The 14014-nt window shown below is 60.8% G+C and carries 15 protein-coding genes; 6 read left to right on the plus strand and 9 right to left on the minus strand.

The window, feature by feature from the left end; all coding sequences use genetic code 11:
* Positions 1-49: 49 nt before the first annotated feature.
* The 3 genes from I6E73_RS06535 to I6E73_RS06545 form a co-directional block, all read right to left on the minus strand.
* Positions 50-382, minus strand: coding sequence for a YrhK family protein (locus I6E73_RS06535; RefSeq protein ID WP_197124009.1), 333 nt, complete (start codon positions 380-382; stop codon positions 50-52).
* 199 nt (positions 383-581) lie between these two features.
* Positions 582-1172, minus strand: coding sequence for a hypothetical protein (locus I6E73_RS06540; RefSeq protein ID WP_197124011.1), 591 nt, complete (start codon positions 1170-1172; stop codon positions 582-584).
* A 204-nt stretch (positions 1173-1376) separates the two neighbouring features.
* Complete coding sequence (locus I6E73_RS06545; protein WP_129071718.1) at positions 1377-1952, minus strand: TetR/AcrR family transcriptional regulator; 576 nt, start codon at positions 1950-1952, stop codon at positions 1377-1379.
* A 99-nt stretch (positions 1953-2051) separates the two neighbouring features.
* Here I6E73_RS06545 and I6E73_RS06550 point away from each other — a divergent pair, with 99 nt between their 5' ends.
* Genes I6E73_RS06550 through I6E73_RS06570 form a run of 5 tightly spaced genes read left to right on the plus strand, consistent with a single transcriptional unit; the run spans position 2052 to position 8164 of the window.
* Positions 2052-3653, plus strand: coding sequence for a carboxyl transferase domain-containing protein (locus tag I6E73_RS06550; protein ID WP_197124013.1), 1602 nt, complete (start codon positions 2052-2054; stop codon positions 3651-3653).
* 5 nt (positions 3654-3658) lie between these two features.
* Positions 3659-5698 carry a biotin carboxylase N-terminal domain-containing protein gene (locus tag I6E73_RS06555; RefSeq protein ID WP_307784243.1) on the plus strand — a complete coding sequence of 680 codons (2040 nt, stop codon included), beginning with the start codon at positions 3659-3661 and terminating at the stop codon, positions 5696-5698.
* Positions 5695-6882 carry an acyl-CoA dehydrogenase family protein gene (locus I6E73_RS06560; RefSeq protein WP_197124017.1) on the plus strand — a complete coding sequence of 396 codons (1188 nt, stop codon included), beginning with the start codon at positions 5695-5697 and terminating at the stop codon, positions 6880-6882. The genes I6E73_RS06555 and I6E73_RS06560 overlap by 4 nt, the downstream gene beginning before the upstream one ends.
* Positions 6879-7358 (plus strand): MaoC family dehydratase, encoded by a 480-nt coding sequence (locus tag I6E73_RS06565; RefSeq protein ID WP_010203097.1) that lies wholly within the window; start codon positions 6879-6881, stop codon positions 7356-7358. The genes I6E73_RS06560 and I6E73_RS06565 overlap by 4 nt, the downstream gene beginning before the upstream one ends.
* Positions 7355-8164, plus strand: coding sequence for a CoA ester lyase (locus I6E73_RS06570; RefSeq protein ID WP_197124019.1), 810 nt, complete (start codon positions 7355-7357; stop codon positions 8162-8164). Before I6E73_RS06565 ends, I6E73_RS06570 begins: the two co-directional genes overlap by 4 nt.
* Positions 8165-8506: 342 nt before the next feature.
* On the opposite strand, the gene I6E73_RS06575 is transcribed toward I6E73_RS06570, so the two are convergent.
* The 4 genes from I6E73_RS06575 to I6E73_RS06590 form a co-directional block, all read right to left on the minus strand.
* Positions 8507-9022, minus strand: coding sequence for a hypothetical protein (locus I6E73_RS06575; RefSeq protein ID WP_197124021.1), 516 nt, complete (start codon positions 9020-9022; stop codon positions 8507-8509).
* Positions 9022-9627, minus strand: a complete 606-nt coding sequence (locus I6E73_RS06580; protein WP_197124023.1) for a helix-turn-helix transcriptional regulator — start codon at positions 9625-9627, stop codon at positions 9022-9024. Before I6E73_RS06580 ends, I6E73_RS06575 begins: the two co-directional genes overlap by 1 nt.
* Complete coding sequence (locus I6E73_RS06585) at positions 9575-10111, minus strand: hypothetical protein (RefSeq protein WP_197124025.1); 537 nt, start codon at positions 10109-10111, stop codon at positions 9575-9577. Before I6E73_RS06585 ends, I6E73_RS06580 begins: the two co-directional genes overlap by 53 nt.
* Before the next feature lie 616 nt (positions 10112-10727).
* Positions 10728-11027: a thioredoxin family protein gene (locus I6E73_RS06590; RefSeq protein WP_197124027.1), complete on the minus strand. Its 300-nt coding sequence runs from the start codon at positions 11025-11027 to the stop codon at positions 10728-10730.
* Between the two features lie 85 nt (positions 11028-11112).
* Between I6E73_RS06590 and I6E73_RS06595 the strand changes: the two genes are divergently transcribed.
* Positions 11113-11829 carry a hypothetical protein gene (locus I6E73_RS06595; protein ID WP_197124029.1) on the plus strand — a complete coding sequence of 239 codons (717 nt, stop codon included), beginning with the start codon at positions 11113-11115 and terminating at the stop codon, positions 11827-11829.
* An 84-nt stretch (positions 11830-11913) separates the two neighbouring features.
* Here the strand turns inward: I6E73_RS06595 and I6E73_RS06600 are convergent, their stop codons facing one another.
* Together I6E73_RS06600 and I6E73_RS06605 are read right to left on the minus strand one after the other, a co-directional pair.
* A complete protein-coding gene (locus I6E73_RS06600; RefSeq protein WP_197124031.1) occupies positions 11914-12306 on the minus strand; it encodes a hypothetical protein in 393 nt (130 codons plus the stop codon).
* A 514-nt stretch (positions 12307-12820) separates the two neighbouring features.
* Positions 12821-13906: a hypothetical protein gene (locus I6E73_RS06605; protein WP_197124033.1), complete on the minus strand. Its 1086-nt coding sequence runs from the start codon at positions 13904-13906 to the stop codon at positions 12821-12823.
* Positions 13907-14014 lie beyond the last annotated feature (108 nt).

Consider the following 14014-nt stretch of genomic DNA (forward strand, 5'->3'; position numbering starts at 1 on the left):
CATGACGTTTGAGGGAGTCTTCGGTGAGCGCGCGCCGGGTGAGTGGCCGCTAAAAGTCGCGGCTGCTGGCGGGGTCTGTCGCTGACTGCGACGAGTAGCGGCCGAGGTGAACTCGTCGCGAGAAACGGATGATCGGGCGAATCAGCATTTCGACACTACCCAGCACGAAGAGCCAGGTTCCCGCGTGCGTGAGCTCGGGCGTGAAGAAGAAGATGCTGCCCACGAGAAAGAGCAGGCCGATCAGGATGTCGTTGACGATGCTGATGACTTCGTAGCGTTGGCGAATAACCAGTTCTTCGCGCCCGATCCGCACGACAAGCGGGTGGGAGGTGCTGTCGCCGTTGCTCGTGCTGCTGTCAGTAGCGGGAGGGGAGTCGCCCATGCGTTTCATCCTTCGGTTGGTTAACGCGCGTGGCCCACAGTTTCGCAGTCTCAGTGATTCGATGCCACACGGGATGCATCACTGGGCGCCGCACGGGCCGCCTCGCCCACTGCCGCACAGCGACCTGGAGCGCACACGAAAGGGCCTGCGACCGATCGGTCGCAGGCCCTTCGTCCTCGGGGGAGGTGCTGGGTGGTGGTTAGTCGTCGGTAGGCGCTTCTTCGACGGCCTCAGCGTCACCATCACGGTTGGGTCGATCTGCGACGTCGCCGCGATCGCCGTGGCCTGCGCGGGCGCCCGGCGTTCCTTCGCCCTTGCCAGCGCCGACACGTTCGTCACCAGAAGCTTCTCTGGTGGCTTCGCGGTCAGTTCGAAGGTCAGCAAGTGCGGTGGTTACCGTGTCTTCGTCAACGTTGAGTTCGGCAGCGAGAGCCGTCACGAACGCAGCCTGGCGGGCATCCTTGGCGGCCATCTTTTCATCGGCGGTCGCGTCTTTATCGAGGGTTGTTTCGGATGGTTCGGTTGCGTCGCGCACTGCGGTCACCGCGTCGGAGACTTCGGTTTCGGTGAGTCCGAGTGCGGTGGCGAGGGTTGCAGCATCAAGTCCGGCGCCTCCGTGGCCGTGACCACGGGGAGTGCGGTCGCCGGTGGCGGAAGTGCCCGATTCAGAGGCGCTTGAGCTGGAGGTGGCGGTTGTGAGCGTCTCGGCCTGAGCGGGCAGGGCCACTGCAAGTCCGACGCAGGAGGCCAAAACTACTCCGGCCGCTCCTGCAATCAGTGTCTTCTTCATGGTTGATCCTTTTCGTCATTTCCGGAATCTCCGGGGTGTGAAGGCAACACTGCGGGCCGGGTCTATCAAGGCCCTGTGCTGGCGCTGCACGCCCCGTGGGGAAGTGCTGATGTAACCCAATGAGGCGGCTATGCGCGGCGTTGAGTTCGGCCGCGGGATGCCGGCGGCTGGCGGCGAGCGAGTGATTAGGCGTTGAGCGCGCGGCTATGCGTCGAGGGCGGCCAACGCCATCCGCTCGAGCACGTCGCGCGTCGCGCCCGCGCGCCCGCTGTGGGGAGTGGAGTTGATGAGCCCGAACGTGGCGTGGGCACGCGTGCGCAGCTCGGTGGTTGCGGCATCCGGATGCAGGCGGGCGAGTGTGGCAACCCACTGCTCGACATAGCTGCGCTGCAGGGCGCGAACCTCGTGGCGGTCGTCGTCGGTGAGGCTGTCGAGGTCGCGATCTTGCACGCGGATGACGTTGGCATTGCGGAGCGCAAATTCAACATGAAACTGAACAAGGTTTTCGAGCGCGGCGCGTGCTGTGGGGGCGTGTTCGATCACGGTCTGGGCTCCGGCGCACAGGCTGGAGCTGGCATCCACGAGTATCGCGGCGAGCACGTCTTGTTTACCGTCGAAGTGGCGGTAGACGGCGGGGCCGCTCACGCCGGCGGCAGCACCGAGTTCTTCGAGCGAGACGCGCGTGAAGCCGCGCTCGGCGAAGAGGCTGGCGGCGGCGTCGAGGAGGGCCTCGCGGCGGTCGGCCTTTGCTTGGCTTCGCGGAGTTGGCGTCTCGTTCATGTTCTGAGTCTAGACAGTTCGGTTAATGCTCGCTAACCTAAATTGAGTTAGTAATGACTAACCCAAGTGGCCACAAGCTGCGCTGAACGAAGGTGTTCGATGGAGAAGATTTCCTCGGCCGCTCAACCGTCCCACCCGACGTTTGTGGCCAACGAAGAGTCAATGCGCGGCCTTGTCGAGCAATTGCGCGAGCGACTCGCGACGACGGCTCTCGGCGGCTCTGAGAAATCTCGCGAACGCCACGTCTCCCGCGGCAAGCTGCTGCCGCGCGACCGCGTCGATGAACTGCTTGACGAGGGCAGCCCCTTCATCGAGATCGCCCCGCTCGCCGCGAATGGAATCTACGACGACCAGGCTCCCGGCGCTGGCGTGATTGCCGGCATCGGCCTCATCCACTCTCGCCCCGTGCTCGTGATCTCCAACGACGCGACGGTCAAGGGCGGCACCTACTTTCCGCTCACCGTCAAGAAGCACTTGCGGGCGCAAGAGATTGCGTTCGAGAACAAGCTGCCGTGCGTCTACCTGGTCGACTCGGGCGGCGCTTTCTTGCCAATGCAGGACGAGGTCTTTCCCGACCGCGACCACTTCGGGCGCATCTTCTACAACCAGGCTCGGCTCTCCGCGGCCGGCATCCCGCAGATCGCCTCGGTCATGGGATCGTGCACCGCGGGTGGAGCGTATGTGCCGGCGATGAGCGACGAAACGATCATCGTGCGCAATCAGGGCACGATCTTCTTGGGCGGCCCGCCACTCGTGAAGGCCGCCATCGGCGAGATTGTCACGGCCGAAGAGCTCGGCGGGGGAGACGTGCACGCGCGCACCTCCGGCGTCACCGATCACCTCGCTGACGACGACCGCCATGCGCTCGAAATTGTGCGGGACATCATCAAGACGATCCCCAAGCCTGCCGCTCCCGCGTGGGATGTCGTCGCCTCGCGGCCGCCCGCCGCGAACCCCGACGAGCTCTATGGCGTCGTGCCGACCGACGTGCAGAGCCCCTACGAAGTGCGCGAAGTCATTGCGCGGCTCGTCGACGGCAGTGAGTTCCACGAGTTCAAGAAGGAATACGGCACGACCCTCATCACCGGGTTTGCGACGCTGCACGGGCATCCGATCGGCATCGTCGCCAATGCCGGGGTGCTGTTCAGCGAGTCGGCGCTCAAGGGCGCCCACTTCATCGAACTGTGCGACCAGCGCGGCATCCCGCTGCTGTTCCTGCAGAACATTTCTGGCTTCATGGTCGGCAAGGAATATGAAGCCGGCGGCATCGCCAAGAACGGCGCCAAGATGGTGACGGCGGTCGCCACCACGCGCGTTCCCAAGTTCACGGTCGTGATCGGTGGCTCGTTCGGGGCCGGCAACTACTCGATGTGCGGTCGCTCCTATTCGCCACGTTTCTTGTGGATGTGGCCCAACGCCCGCATCTCGGTCATGGGCGGCCCGCAGGCTGCTGCCGTGCTCTCGACGGTGCGCCGCGATCAACTCGGCGAAGACGCCTTCACCGACGACGACAAGGCCGAGTTCGAGAAGCCCATCCGCGAGCAGTATGAACGCCAGGGCAGCCCGTACTATTCGACAGCCCGCCTGTGGGATGACGGAATCATTGACCCCAAAGACACGAGAGACGTGCTCGGCATGGCCCTCGATATCGCCGCGGCTACCCCGCTGCCAGACCCGGGCTTCGGCCTCTTCCGGATGTGATGGCGATGTTCTCTGCTGTTCTGGTCGCCAATCGTGGCGAAATTTCCTGTCGCATCACGCGCACCCTGCACTCCATGGGCATCCGCTCGATCGCGGTGTACACCGAACACGATCGTGACGCGAAGCACGTTCGAGTCGCGGATGCCGCGGTGCTGATCGACAGTTACCTCTCGGTCGAATCGATCGTTGCTGCCGCGCATGCCGTTTCGGGTATGAATGCTGACGCGATCCACCCGGGCTATGGCTTCCTCTCCGAAAACGCGTCCTTGGCCGAGGCCTGTGCCGCCGCCGGAATCACGTTCATCGGCCCCGGCGTCGAAGCGCTTGAGATCATGGGCGACAAGATTGCGTCGAAGAAGCACGTGACCGAGCGTGGTGTCGCCGTGATCCCCGGCATCGCTGAGCCGGGCATGACCAACGACGATCTGGTGGCCGCTGCGGCCGAGGTCGGGTTCCCGCTGCTGATCAAGCCGTCGGCCGGTGGTGGTGGCAAGGGCATGACGATCGTTCGTGAAGCCGATGCCGTTGCGGGCGCGCTCGACTCTGCTCGCCGCGTGGCCAGTGCTGCGTTCGGCGATGACACCCTCTTTCTTGAGCGCCTCGTGGAGAAGCCCCGGCACATTGAGGTGCAGGTGCTGGCCGATAGCCACGGCACGACAATTCATTTGGGCGAGCGCGAATGTTCGCTGCAGCGCCGCCACCAGAAGATCATCGAAGAAGCCCCGTCGCCGCTGCTCGACGAGGCAACGCGGCAGCGCATCGGCGAAGCCGCCTGTGAAGTCGCGCGCAGCGTGAGCTACGTCGGCGCGGGAACCGTCGAGTTCCTCGTCTCCGACAATGCCCCCGACGAGTTCTTCTTCATGGAGATGAACACGCGACTGCAAGTGGAGCATCCGGTCACCGAAATGGTCACGGGCATCGACCTCGTGGAGTGGCAAGTGCGCATTGCCGCCGGCGAGAAGCTCACGGTGGAGACGCCAACGCTCACCGGTCACGCGGTCGAGGCGCGCATCTACTCCGAAGACCCCGCCAACGACTTCTTGCCCTCCGCCGGTCAGATCGTGCACCTGCACGAAGCTGCCGACGGCAGAGCGGCCAGCGCCGGCACAAGCAGCGCCGCCCCAGCCACAGCCGGCACAGCCGCGACCAGCGTCCGCGTCGACAGCTCGCTCATCCAAGGCGGCACAGTCTCGGCCAACTACGACCCGATGCTCGCCAAGGTCATCGCCCACGGCGCCACCCGCGCCGAAGCCCTCCGAGCCCTTGACCGTGCCCTCGCCGACACTGTCATCCTGGGCGTCACCACCAACATCGAGTTCCTGCGTGCCCTGCTCAACCGCGATGACGTAAAAGCCGGAGATCTCGACACCGGCCTCATCGAACGAGCTCTGGCCGAGATCGAGTTCGCTGCCCCCACCCGGGCGGTGCTCGCGGCCGCAGCCCTGAGCATCCATTCCGAGCGCTGGATGCCGGGCTCACCCTGGCAACGCCCCAGCGGTTGGCGCGTGGGTCAGCATCGCCCGGCCCGCTACCGTCTCGCGAGTGCGGGGCAGGTGCACGAGGTTTTGGTTGCCGGCCCGCCCGACGCAGCGGAAGTCACCATCGACGGCACCACCACCCCGGCTCGCCTGACAAGCACCGGCATCGAGTGGGGCACGCAGAGCATCCGCCTCACAATCGAAACGGTTGATGCCACGGTGTGGATCGCGCAGGAGGGCACTTCCTGGGCTCTCACTGCGCAGTCCCGCGCCGAGTCACTCGCGGCCCACCGCGCGACGCTCGCGCGGGTAGCCGGCGTCATCGATCCCGAACTGCGTTCGCCCATGCCCGGCACCGTTGTTGCGGTCGCCGTCGCGCACGGAGACTCGGTGACCGCCGGTCAGACGGTGCTCACGATTGAAGCCATGAAGATGGAACACCCCGTTGTCGCAACCCTCGATGGGGTTGTCGACATCAGCTTGAAGCCTGGCGATCTGGTCACACGCGATCAGATCGTTGCCCGAATCGAATCGCCACAAGCGAGCACTGAAGGAGAAACCTCATGAGTCACGACGCTACCCGCGGCGAAATCACCCACCTCGGCCTCACCGATGAGCAGCTGAAGTTGAGCGCTGACGTGCGCGACTTCGCTGACAAGGTTGTTGCTCCGGCAGCGTATGAGTACGACACGAAGCGTGAACTACCCTACGGCATCATCGCTCAAATGGGTGAGATGGGGCTCTTCGGTCTGCCGTTCCCCAAGGAATTCGGCGGGCAGGGCAAAGACTACGTATCACTGTGCATCGCGATTGAGCAGCTTGCTCGCGTTGACCAGTCGATCGCCGTGACGCTCGAGGCCGGCATCGGTCTTGGCGCCATGCCGATCTTCAAGCACGGTAGCGAAGAGCAGAAGCAGCAGTGGGTTCCGATGCTCGCGCGCGGTGAAGCTCTCGCTGGTTTCGGTCTGACTGAAGCGGATGCGGGCTCCGATGCCGCGGGAACCAAGACCACTGCCGAGCTCGTCGATGGCGAATGGGTCATCAACGGTACGAAGCAGTTCATCACTAACTCGGGCAGCGAGATCACGAAGGTGGTGACGGTCACGGCGGTTACGGGTCGTCGCGAGAATGGTCGGCCTGAGCTGAGCGCTATTCTCGTTCCGAACGGTACGCCCGGGTTCACGGTGCACCCGGCCTACGACAAGGTCGGCTGGCACACGTCTGACACTCATCCGCTGTCGTTCGACAACGTGCGCGTTCCCGAAGCGAACCTGATGGGGGAGCGTGGCCGTGGTTTCGCGAACTTCATTGAGGCTCTGGATGAGGGTCGCGTCGCGTTCTCAGCACTTTGCACGGGTGCGGCTCAGGGTTGCCTCGAGGAGTCAATCCGCTACGCCAACGAGCGTCACGTCTTCGGCCGTTCGATCGGTTCGAACCAGCACATTGCGTTCAAGATTGCGCGGATGCAGGCCCGAGTTCACTCGGCACGCTTGGCAACGTACGACGCAGCCCGCAAACTGGTTGCCGGAGTTCCTTTCAAGATGGAGGCGAGCTTGGCGAAAATGATCAGCAGCGAGGCGGCCATGGATAACGCTCGGGATGCCACCCAAATCTTTGGGGGCTATGGCTTCATGAACGAGAACCCGGTCGCCCGCCACTACCGCGACTCGAAGGTGTTGGAGCTGGGTGAGGGCACCACTGAGGTGCAGATGATGGTCATTGCTCGTGAGTTGGGGTTCGCAACCCTATGACCGGCAAACGTATTCAGCAGCGCGGTCTCTGGTTCGACGAGTTCGAGCAGGGCGCGGTCTATCTGCACGCGCCCGGCCGCACCGTCACCGAGGCCGACAATGTTCTCTTCACGACGATGACGATGAACACGCAGTCGCTGCACTTGGATGCTGCGTGGTCGGAGCAGCAGCCTTTCGGGCAGCGTCTGGTGAACTCGATGTTCACGCTCTCGACGATGGTGGGGGCATCCGTTGCTCAACTGACGCAGGGCACGATTGTGGCGAACTTGGGCTTCACAGAGGTCAACTTTCCGCATCCGCTCTATCACGGTGACACGATGTATTCGGAGTCTGAGGTGCTGGAGAAGCGGCTCTCGAAGTCGCGCCCCGGCCAGGGAATCATCTCGTTGCGGCACACGGCCAAGAACCAGGACGGTGTTGTGGTGGCTGTTGCGACCCGTTCGGTGATGGTCTGGACTGAGGAGGGCGCACCGTGAGTTTTACTTTAGGGCCGTCGATTCTGTTTGTTCCGGGCGATCGCCCCGACCGTTATGCCAAGGCGCTGGAGCGCGCGGATGCCATCATCATCGACCTTGAGGATGCCGTCGCCAGTGTCGACAAGGCTGCGGCCCGCGCTGCCCTGATCGCTAACCCGATGGATCCGGCCCGCACGATCGTGCGACTGAACCCGGCCGGCACGGAGGATCACGACAGTGACCTCGAGGCGTTGGAGCAGACGGAGTACCGCACGGTGATGCTCTCGAAGTCGGAGTCGGTTGCTGACTTCGATGCGCTCACTGACCTCGACGTGATCGCCCTGTGCGAGACGGCGCGGGGTGTGCTGGCGGCCACCAGTTTGGCGGCGCTGGATTGCGTGGTTGCCCTCATGTGGGGTGCTGAAGATTTGGTGGCATCGCTCGGTGGTTCGTCGTCGCGCGAAGATTCCGGCCCCTACCGTGGCGTCGCATTGCATGCGCGCTCGTCTGTGTTGTTGGCGGCTGGTGCCTACTCGAAGGCTGTGATTGATGCGGTGCATCTCGACATTGCCGACACCGATGGTCTGGCTGCTGAGGCTCGGGATGCCGCAGCACTCGGGTTCACGGCCACGGCCTGCATTCATCCCTCTCAAGTTGCTATCGTGCGCGAAAGTTATGCGCCCACGGTCGAGCAAATCGCCTCAGCCCGAGCACTTCTCGCCGCAGCGGAATCGCAGCCCGGAGTCTTCAGCTTCGAGGGCCGCATGGTCGACGGGCCCATCTTGCGTCATGCGGAGTGCGTTGTTGCTCGGGCGGGGTTGCGCTAAAGCTAAATTGCCGCCCCTTGTATTCCCAGCGCTCTATGGGCAAATTCTCATCGAAGCACCATTAATCCGCGGGGGCCGTCCAGCGGGCGGAGTCTTGGGTTACTGTTTGGACCCATTGCTCAACTGTTTTGTTGGCCTTTGATGGCCCAGTTCAGATCATCCGACGTATGTAACAAATTGTGTACTGAACTTCGAACTTTTTGTGCCAACGTCATTGAAAATTGGGAAGCGGGGAAAACGAACCTCTCTATCGAGGCGGTGGAGTCTCTACTCGACGGAGGTCGGTTTCAATTCGACGATTTACTGCGGTTCAGCGATTTCGAGCCGCCCCAGACGGCTAGTTTAGGCGCGGTTCTCACTAGGAGCAGGCCCAGAGCGCTCGCCGAGTGAAAAGAACTTATCGTGCGTGGGGGGAAGCCGAAAAGGCGGTAGTCCAAGCTTTGAACTGAGATCTTCGATCATCTGTCGGTGATAAGGATAAAGCTCCTGATTCGCTCGCTCGACAGCAGCTTCCAAAGTCCCGCCGTCGTGAGAATCGATCTCACCCAAGATACGACTCGCTTCGAACGTTACAACGTGCTCCGAAAATAGAACTCCGATTACTTCGCTCTCGTCTGTGGCATCTGGGCCACCTTCACTTTGAGTGATTTCAGACTCATCATCCGTGGAGGCGCTTATCGTGGCGTCCATACGAGTTGTAATGCGAACCATTCTGTCTCCAGCTTTGAATTCCGCATTCGGAATCCCGTAAGAGACCTCAGTCCCGAGCCCCTGAAGCGTTGGTTTCTTCGGCCCGCGTTGAATGCCACATGCCTGCAAGAAAATGCTCTCGACTTCAAAATCGACTTCGTTGATCATTATTTCTGCCTCCGAGAGCTCGAGCAGTCCGGTGAGTCTGTTCCGACCAAGTGCGACTCAGGTGCCAAATGCGCGCTCCAACTGTAACGACGATCGTAAGCAATCCGAGTGATCCTCTCCGGAGCTCCGACAGTTTTAGCGTCTATGTCCACTCCGGCATCGACCATCGTCAAGCGATGAGATAATTGGCCTTTGCTCATTATCGTCTGTCGGTAAACGTCGATCTCAACGCTCTCGCGACTCGCGGGAGCGCGATGAATTCGTGGCCGAATAGGCGGTAACGAGTGGTTTACGGATTCGGCTGTCATGAATACTTCATATTCGAGGGCTGCCAGTGTCCGGGCCAAGCTGGCGATCGTCAAATTGCCATCACCGTTGAGGACCTGTGAAATACGGCCGGCGGTCACGCCCAACGCTTCTGCGAGTGCGGCCTGGGTAAACCTCGTATTCTGCATTGCTTGCTCGATCAGAAGCAGTACCTGGCGCTCAAGGCGGGCTGCTTTTCGTTCTCGCAAGCGCGAGGCAGAAATCTGAACGACAAGCTTCGAATTCTCATTCTTTTGTGAGAGCAGCTTGGTCCGCGATGGCCTTTGTGTTTTTGTCATGTTCTAAATCCTCCACCCTTACCTGATAGCTGTTCTGCAAGTCAGCTTCGTCGGTCTTTTGGCCAATTTTCTTGAACCAGTGGCCGAGACGAATGAACTTGTCCATTTCCTCTGGGATATAAAAATTTCGGTTCTTGCCCTGACCCATCGCCCATTTGCGTTCACCAGACTTTGGGGAGAAATTGCCTATACCGTCTGTGTCGTAGTAGGTGAGTCGTACGTTCTTTTCCCTTAGCTCCCAAATCCCGTCATGCAGGTAGTTGTAAGCTGCGAGCGGAAGGTCCTCGCCTGTGCACAGCGCCCATATCTTGTCCTCGAGACCCTCCAAAAGCCGCGCTGGACCATCGAAGTCGGGGAGGGTCTCTTCCTCTAGGCCATCTAGTAAGCTCACCGCCGGAAGCGAGCCGTCAGCCCTCATTCCGTAGCAAACGTGGAAACTCACTACTTCTGAATCAAATATAGGTGAGCGATCAGGTTTAGTCAAAGCTAAACTCCTTCGAGGTCCGCGTGATTATCAGCAAATAATGAGCACATCTCCAACAGTAGCGTCGCTCTCGCGTAAGCAGGGGAAAAGGGCCGGAGACTCGGCGGACAAGCGGGTGATCTCAGCCCAAACTCGGCATCGCAGCGCAGGAGAGGCCCGGGACATCGCCCCGCCTGCATTATGCAAAAGCAGCGGCAGCGGCAGCGGCAGCGGGCATCCGGGTTCACGTTGAAAGTCATGCACCGCACGCGTAGACAAGGTGCCTGCATTCCTAGACGTACTTGTTCTGCTGTCAATGCCCCTCAGCGAGGGTCTTTGGGTTCACGCCGGCGCCCTCAATGTCGGGATGCTCCGGACACTTCCACGCCTCAAAGCCATCGACCCTTGATCTGCCTGCGTCGACGGGTGCGCGGCGATGGTGAACTTGATCTGGTGCGTAGCGAGGCCGTTCTTCATTGCGATCGTGTTTGCGAGTTCGGCATAGTCGTCCCCGAGGAGGTGTCGCCGATTATGCGGTCGGTGCTCTTGTCGACCAGAACCCTTGTCGCCCCGGGTGTTTCAGCAATGCGTTGGTCGGAAAACCATCCGCCTGTGTTCGGGGATCGCAGGTCAAGGTCTACAAGCCCCGCAGCTTCTCTCGCAGTTGGTCAACGGTGGGTGCGCCGGCAAAGCCATCCGGGGTGACGTAGCGGCGGCAGGCAAGCCCGACCGGGGCATCCGGCTGGGCAAAGGGATCCACGCCATTGAAGAGGATGCTCGGCGACCCGCGGAACCCCACGCGCTCAGCTTCCTCGACCGTGTCGACCAGGTGTCGCGACACCGTGATCTGCGGGAACTCTCGTACGAGCTCGGTGATGTGCTGATCGGCAACCCTCCAGTTGGGGCAGCCCTCGAAGTATTGCAGCGTGATCTCCATACCCTCACGGTAACCCCTGAAGTTCAGACGAAGCTGAAGCGGTGAGGCGGGCGTCACAGCGCGCGCGACCAATATAGTGGGCGTCATGGCCATCACTAGCCCCGCTATCGAGACGCTTCGGCGTGCAAAGGTAACCTTTCGGCTCATGCCCGATGCGGATGCGCAGGGCGAGGACCCTACCGAGCAGACACAGGGTCTGATCAAACCGTTCCGTCCGCTCGCCTGCTTCTGCGTGTACCGAGAGAAACTCCCACCGGTGTTCGTAGTGCTTTCGCCAGAGCGCACGATAACTCAGCACAAGGTCGCCGATGCCGTAGCCGACACCATTACGTCGATTGAGTCGCGAAAGCCCAGCGACATCGCGACACGGCTAGGGATCGAACGCGCCCCAAGGGTGCCTTCGCGGGTCATCGTGGATGTTGCCCTGACCAAGAAGACCAGACACCTCATGCTTCCCAGCGGTGCGAAGGGTCAAACCATCGTCATCAGCCCCGAGGGCCTAATCGTTGGCTTCGACGCGCATGTCTGGGATGTGAGCGACGCACCGGTGTGGGAACGCGTGGAGCCCTACTTCGCCGTCACTGCCGACGGGATCCGATCACTCGAGCCCAACAAGAAATATTTCCACGTGAGCCCCGGTGAAATCTACTTTCCCGAGGTTCGCCAAATCGTGAGTGTCGGCGCCACGGACGAGTACATGGAGTGCTTCGACCGCGCGCTTCTGGCGGGCAAGAAACATCACCCGAAGCCGTCACAGACCGAACACGCGGCAGCACATTTCAAATTCCTCAAGGAACGTTAAATGCACATCGCGCACGGTGGGGATGTCGAGAAAACCCCACCGTGCGCGACGGCGGAAAGTTAGCGGAACAGAGCGCGGCTGCGCCTAGCTGATGCCGTTTCCGGTGTAGGCATACACGTCGAGGTCGTCGCCGCTGACCTCAAAAGTGACGACAAGGTTGGTGTCGTTGTCGGCATACCAACCGTGGTATTCGAAGATGACCCCGCCGGCGTCGTAGTCATTGTTCACGTAGTAAGCGCCGTCAACACCGAACATGTCGGCAACATCCTGATAGCTCGTGGCGTCTCCGCTGAGGTTTGCCGCCTTCAGCTCCTCGAACGCCGCAGCGAAATCATCCGCTGGGATCAGCGGGTAGTCCTCGGGGAAGGCCGTGACATCCAATTCCTCGACATCAACCGTGTATCCCGCTGAGTCTTCCTCTGAGCTGATTGCGCCGGTGCCGTCGATGCTTGCGCTGCCGCTGCTACAGGCCGTCAACGTTAGAAGTAGTGCGCTGGTAAAAAATAATGCTGTGAGGCTCTTCACAATCCCTAATCCTTAGTCGTAGTCATTCCGAGTATTGGTTGCGGATAACCTCTAGGCACTAACGGAGTGACGCCTCATGCACAGAGGCCCCACCGACCACCGCCGGTCGAGACGTGAATTGGCTGTGCTCGGGTGCTGGGGCTCGCTATCCGGCGCCAGTTTAGGGAAGGCCTGTTGCTGAAGAAAGCGCAATAGACCAATTTATGACGAATAGTCGAGATTAATCCTCGAACGTATTGACCATGGCGTGCGCGGCACGGTCGAGGTACGCCCAGATTTCGGCATCATAGAGGGGGTGGGGAGTTTTAAAGTGTCGAGGGCTGGGATTCGCACCGCACCGTGCACAACTAGGTCAACATACAGCGTGGATTCTGTGCCGCCCTGTCGAGTCGTGACGCGGAATCCTCGAAGGGGCTGCTGCCGCTTTGGCGATCATCATCTTTATCGCTGGCATCTCTTGAAAGGATCAGCGTTCGTAGCAGATGCCATCGCCGTCGCCGTCGCGACAGCTGAAATAGCCCTCTCGAATCTTGCGTTCAATCTCAAGGTTAAAGAGCCGCTGTCTCTCTTCCTCCGCAGCCCGCCGCACTTGTGCATCCGCCAAGTTATTCTCTGCAAGATCCCTACACGTGCCTAGCCCTCCTACGGAGTTCCGGACACCGTCATTGGCGGCTGCGGCTATCAGCGGTGAATACTCAAGTTGCGCGCCACTCAGATCTGATTTCGGAATGTAGCTCGTGACCGCGGCGTCGTTGTGGTGGTCGATGTCATAGCCGCCGCTGAACTGCGTTGCTGAAGGCTCCCACCAGCCGGTGCTCACCAGCTCTTCATTAGCAGAATTAGCGGGTGCGTCGTCTAGATCACTGGCGTCTCGGAGAACATGAAGGAATCCATCCCCTTTACTTGCGCTGCGGACCACGAGCACGCGTGACCCCAGAGGGATTACAGCCTCTAGAGCAACCCGCGCGTTGTCGAAATCGGCTTCGGCCGAGGGGCTTGCGCATCCGCCCGCGATTGGGCTAATCAAGTCGAGATCGATCGTGGCATCGTCGATGATTATTCTCCCGAAACCCTCAGTTGTCGAAGTAACGGTGCCAACGAAACGTTTTTCGTTGAGATGAAAATCAGTCCTAAGCGTCGCCGCGATCGCGTCGACCGACTCTGACTTTTTGAGAACTAGAAGATCGGCGAATTCCCCGTCCTTCATCGGTGTACCAACGATCGGATCTTGGCCGACGACCGCCCAATTTCCCCTTACCCAAGCAATTCGATCAGCCTCAGAAGCATCTTGATACTCCACCGAGAAATCGAACTCGTCCGCGATCGCCCGCACGTCTGCAAAATTCAGCCCAACGAGCTGTGGCATATAGAAATCGTGGCCGTAAGGCAGAGGAAGATACTCGCGCTCCATGAGCCCAAAATTGGTTGGATTGGGAGCCACTTCGTCTGATGTGGGCGATACCTCAGGGGCTGAGATCGTAGCTGCGGTCGAACAGCCGCTAATTAGTAGAACTGACAGTACCAAGGCGATTGAAGCGCGGCGTTGCAACATACGTTCATGCTACGGGGTCGACAGCTGATGGGTAGTTCTCCTGAGTCGATGATGAATCGACGTGTGAGGCAGTGCAACCCGACAGCTTTGGCCACATCCGAATATTCT

Source organism: Salinibacterium sp. SWN248 (assembly GCF_015864575.1).
Classification (GTDB): domain Bacteria; phylum Actinomycetota; class Actinomycetes; order Actinomycetales; family Microbacteriaceae; genus Rhodoglobus.

What these genes read in the sequence shown, in the direction of transcription:
- I6E73_RS06535 (WP_197124009.1), bottom strand. Translation starts at nt 382, where the DNA reads ATGGGCGACTCCCCTCCCGCTACTGACAGCAGCACGAGCAACGGCGAC.
- I6E73_RS06540 (WP_197124011.1), bottom strand. Translation starts at nt 1,172, where the DNA reads ATGAAGAAGACACTGATTGCAGGAGCGGCCGGAGTAGTTTTGGCCTCC.
- I6E73_RS06545 (WP_129071718.1), bottom strand. Translation starts at nt 1,952, where the DNA reads ATGAACGAGACGCCAACTCCGCGAAGCCAAGCAAAGGCCGACCGCCGC.
- I6E73_RS06550 (WP_197124013.1), top strand. Translation starts at nt 2,052, where the DNA reads ATGGAGAAGATTTCCTCGGCCGCTCAACCGTCCCACCCGACGTTTGTG.
- I6E73_RS06555 (WP_307784243.1), top strand. Translation starts at nt 3,659, where the DNA reads ATGTTCTCTGCTGTTCTGGTCGCCAATCGTGGCGAAATTTCCTGTCGC.
- I6E73_RS06560 (WP_197124017.1), top strand. Translation starts at nt 5,695, where the DNA reads ATGAGTCACGACGCTACCCGCGGCGAAATCACCCACCTCGGCCTCACC.
- I6E73_RS06565 (WP_010203097.1), top strand. Translation starts at nt 6,879, where the DNA reads ATGACCGGCAAACGTATTCAGCAGCGCGGTCTCTGGTTCGACGAGTTC.
- I6E73_RS06575 (WP_197124021.1), bottom strand. Translation starts at nt 9,022, where the DNA reads ATGATCAACGAAGTCGATTTTGAAGTCGAGAGCATTTTCTTGCAGGCA.
- I6E73_RS06580 (WP_197124023.1), bottom strand. Translation starts at nt 9,627, where the DNA reads ATGACAAAAACACAAAGGCCATCGCGGACCAAGCTGCTCTCACAAAAG.
- I6E73_RS06590 (WP_197124027.1), bottom strand. Translation starts at nt 11,027, where the DNA reads ATGGAGATCACGCTGCAATACTTCGAGGGCTGCCCCAACTGGAGGGTT.
- I6E73_RS06595 (WP_197124029.1), top strand. Translation starts at nt 11,113, where the DNA reads ATGGCCATCACTAGCCCCGCTATCGAGACGCTTCGGCGTGCAAAGGTA.
- I6E73_RS06605 (WP_197124033.1), bottom strand. Translation starts at nt 13,906, where the DNA reads ATGTTGCAACGCCGCGCTTCAATCGCCTTGGTACTGTCAGTTCTACTA.